Source organism: Mycobacterium sp. TH-M15, from assembly GCF_057473705.1.
This window is the reverse complement of sequence record NZ_JBYCLB010000465.1, coordinates 1-3,652: the sequence shown is the minus strand read 5'-3', so window position 1 is coordinate 3,652 and position 3,652 is coordinate 1. Positions and strand designations below refer to the sequence as shown.

Annotated in this window: 3 protein-coding genes and 1 pseudogene; 2 read left to right on the top strand and 2 right to left on the bottom strand. The window is 73.9% G+C overall.

Translation table 11 applies throughout. The features are described from left to right. The coding region (locus AC2VNT_RS11250; protein WP_486946930.1) for an aminotransferase class I/II-fold pyridoxal phosphate-dependent enzyme at positions 1–607 on the bottom strand (607 nt) is incomplete at its 3' end. A 33-nt stretch (positions 608–640) separates the two neighbouring features. Between AC2VNT_RS11250 and AC2VNT_RS11245 the strand changes: the two are divergent. Together AC2VNT_RS11245 and AC2VNT_RS11240 are read left to right on the top strand one after the other, a co-directional pair. Then, positions 641–2,040: pseudogene (locus AC2VNT_RS11245) on the top strand (amidase). Positions 2,041–2,067: 27 nt separating this feature from the next. Beyond that, the gene (locus AC2VNT_RS11240) at positions 2,068–3,192 is read left to right on the top strand and encodes an adenylate cyclase regulatory domain-containing protein (RefSeq protein ID WP_486946929.1); all 1,125 of its coding nucleotides are present in this window, start codon (positions 2,068–2,070) and stop codon (positions 3,190–3,192) included. Positions 3,193–3,270: 78 nt separating this feature from the next. On the opposite strand, the gene AC2VNT_RS11235 is transcribed toward AC2VNT_RS11240, so the two are convergent. Further along, the coding region (locus tag AC2VNT_RS11235) for an ATP-binding cassette domain-containing protein (RefSeq protein ID WP_486946928.1) at positions 3,271–3,652 on the bottom strand (382 nt) is incomplete at its 5' end.

The window sequence follows — 3,652 nt, the reverse complement described above, 5'->3', positions numbered from 1 at the left end:
GGATCTCGTCGGCGATGATCCGGGCGCTGTGCCGGGCGGCGATCTGGACGATCGTCCGCAGCTCGTCGGCGGTGAACGCGGTGCCCAGCGGGTTGTTCGGGTTGCACAGGATCAGCGACCCGGCGCCGCCGCGGAACGCGTCGTCGAGGGCGTCCAGGTCCATCACATACCGGCCGGAGGCCTGCGGCACCATCGGGATCTCCACCCGCTGCCGGCCGGTGACCCGCACGATGTCGAAGAACGGCATGTACGCCGGCACCGGCAGCACCACCGGGCTCTCCGGCCGGGTGAGGAAGTTGACCACCACCTCGATGCCCTTCAGCACGTCCGGAACGGCGCGCACCCGCTCCGGCTCGACCGACCAGCCGTAGCGGGCCCGGCACCAGTCGGCGGTCGCCACCGGCAGGGTGTCCCGCTGCAGCGCCGGGTAGCCGAACTCCTCCCGGTCGACGCAGTCCCGGATCGCCGCCAGCACCGGCGGCGCGGTGGGGAAGTCCATCTCGGCGATCCACAACGGCAGCACCTCCGGGCCGAACACGCTCCACTTGACCGTGTTGCGCCGGCGCAGTTGCTCCTCGGTGAGGCTGTCGAAGATGCTGTCACTCACCCGACCAGTCTGCCCGGCCGATAGGCTGCGACGGTGCAGCCCCGAGATCTGGCCTACGCCGGTGCCGCCGAGCAGGCGCGGATGCTGGCCGCCGGCGCCGTCACCGCGCCGGAGCTGCTGGAGGTCTACCTGGACCGCATCGCCCGACTCGACCCGCAGCTGCGCTGCTACCGGGTGGTGCTGGCCGAGCCGGCGCGCGCCGAGGCCGCCGCGGCCCAGCACCGGCTGGACGCCGGCGAGCGGCTGCCGCTGCTCGGGGTGCCGGTGGCGATCAAGGACAACGTCGACGTCGCGGGCCAGACCACCAGCTACGGCAGCAGCGCGCACGGCCCGGCCGTGACCGCCGATTCCGAGGCCGTCCGCCGGCTGCGGGAAGCCGGTGCGGTGATCATCGGCAAGACCGCGGTGCCCGAGGCGATGATGTTCCCCTACACCGAGTCGCTGACGGTCGGTGCGACCGCCAACCCGTGGGACGTCGACCGCACGCCGGGTGGCAGCAGCGGCGGCAGTGCGGCCGCGGTCGCCGCGGGCCTGGCCCCGTTCGCCTTGGGCTCCGACGGTGGCGGCTCGATCCGCATCCCGTCGGCTTGGTGCGGGGTCTTCGGGCTGAAGCCGCAGCGTGACCGGATCTCACTGGCGCCGCACGGCGAGGGGTGGTATGGGCTGAGCGCCTACGGCCCGATCGCCCGGTCGGTCGCCGACGCCGCACTGTTCCTGGACGTGACCGCGGCGACCCCGGGACCGGGCGACGGGTTCCTGGCGGCGGCCGGACGCGACCCCGGCCGGCTGCGAATCGCGTTGAGCACCAAGGCGCCAACGCCGTTGCCGGTTCGGCTCGCGCCGGCGCGACGTTCCGCGGTCGACGAGGCCGGTCGGCTGCTGCGCAAGCTGGGCCACCAGGTCGTCAGCCGCGACCCCGACTACCCGCCCACCGCGATCAACCGCTGCTACCTGCCGCGCTACCTGCGCGGCATCCGCGACTTCACCCGTTCGCTGCCGGACCCGGAGCGGTTGGAGGCCAAGACCCGGGCGATGGCGCGGATGGGTGCACTGATCTCTGATCGCCGGCTCGCCGGCTCGCCGCCGCGCGGGCCGCGGAGCCGGCCGTCGCCGCCCGCGTCCAGGCGATCTTCGACGACGTCGCCGTGGTGATCACCCCGGCCAACGCGACCGGCCCGTCCCGGGTCGGGGCCTATCAGCGCGCCGGTGCGCTGGCGACGCTGCTGCGGGTCGCCCCGCGGGTGCCCTACGCCCAGGTCTGGAACCTGACCGGCCAGCCGGCCGCGGCGCTGCCCTGGGAGCTGGACCCGGACGGTCTGCCGGTGGCGCTGCAGCTGGTCGGCCGGCCGAACGACGAGGCGACGCTGCTGTCGCTGGCCGCCCAGATCGAGCGGGCCCGGCCGTGGGCGGATCGGCGCCCGCCGGTGTCCTGAAACCGTCGGCATTGATACGTTTTCCGCGTGGCCGACCACGGCACCGAAGGCATCGAAAGCCTGCTCGACGGGCTGACCGGCGCCGCCCGCACCCAGCGCGCCGAGCTGATCGAGTGGCTGCTGGCGCGGGGCTTCACCGCCGAGCAGATCGGCGGTGCGACGGCGCCGGCGCTGCTGCCCACCGGCCGGGTGGTCGGCGTGGACGACGACTACGTCTCGACGCGCGAGATCGCCCACACCCACGGCATCGACCTGGCGCTGCTGCAGCGGGTCCAGGGCGCCATCGGCGTGGCCCGGGTGGACGACCCGGACGCCGCGGTGCACCTGCGCGCCGACGGCGACGCGGCCGCACACCTGAAGCAGTTCCTCGACGCCGGGCTGGATCCCGACGACCTGGTGCAGGTCGTCCGGATCCTGGCCGACGGGCTTTCGCACGCCGCGGAGGTGATGCGCTACGCCGCGCTGGCCCCGGTGCTGGAGCCCGGGGGCAGCGAACTGGAGATCGCCAAGCGGTCCCAGGAGTTGGTCAGCCGGATCGCGCCGCTGCTGGGTCCGTGGATCACCGACATGCTCTTCCTGCACCTGCGCCACCAGCTGGAGACCGAGGCGGTCACCGCCGGTGAGCTCGCCGCCGGCCACGCGCTGCCGGGCGCCCGGCAGGTCGCCGTCGCCTTCGCCGACCTGGTCGGCTTCACCCAGTTCGGCGAGGAGGTCTCGCCCGAGGAACTCGAACGGCTGGCCAACCGGCTCGCCGGACGAGCCCGTGAGGTGGCGGTCCCGCCGGTGCAGTTCGTCAAAACCATCGGCGACGCGGTGATGTTCGTCTGCCCGCAGCCGGCGCCGCTGCTCGACGCCGCGCTGCGGCTGGTTGACGTCGCCGAGTCGGACAGTGACGTCCTCCGGCTGCGAGCCGGGGTCGCGTCCGGGGCCGCGGTAAGCCGGGCCGGTGATTGGTTCGGCAGCCCGGTGAACCTGGCCAGCCGGGTCACCGGGGTGGCCCGGCCCGGTTCGGTGCTGGTCGCCGAGGCCGTGCATGAGCAGCTCGCCGACGCCGCGAACTTTCGGTGGTCGTTCGCCGGGGTGCGCCGTCTCAAGGGCATCAAGGGCGACGTCAAGGTGTTCCGCGCCCGGCGCCAGGTCGCCGGGGGCTGACGGCCCGTTCGCCGAGGGCGAACAGCATTCCGCCCCCACCGTCGAGGCCGACGACCTGCGCGCGCAGGGCCCTGACCGCTAGCCCTGCGCCATCGCCCAGTAGGCGCCGCGGCGGGCCAGCAGCTCGGCGTGGCTGCCGCGTTCGACGATCCGGCCGTCCTGCAGCACCACGATCACGTCGGCGTCCCGGATCGTGGAGAGCCGGTGGGCGATGACGAAGCTGGTTCGATCCCGGCGCAGCTCGCGTATCGCCTGCTGGATCAGCAGCTCGGTGCGGGTGTCCACCGAACTGGTGGCCTCGTCGAGGATCAGCAGCGGCGGACCGGCCAGAAACGCCCGGGCGATGGTGATCAGCTGCCGCTCCCCGGCGCTGATGCCGCCGCCGTCGCTGCTCACCCGGGTCTGGTAGCCGTCCGGCAGGGTGCGCACGAACCGGTCCACGTGGGCGGCCCGGGCCGCC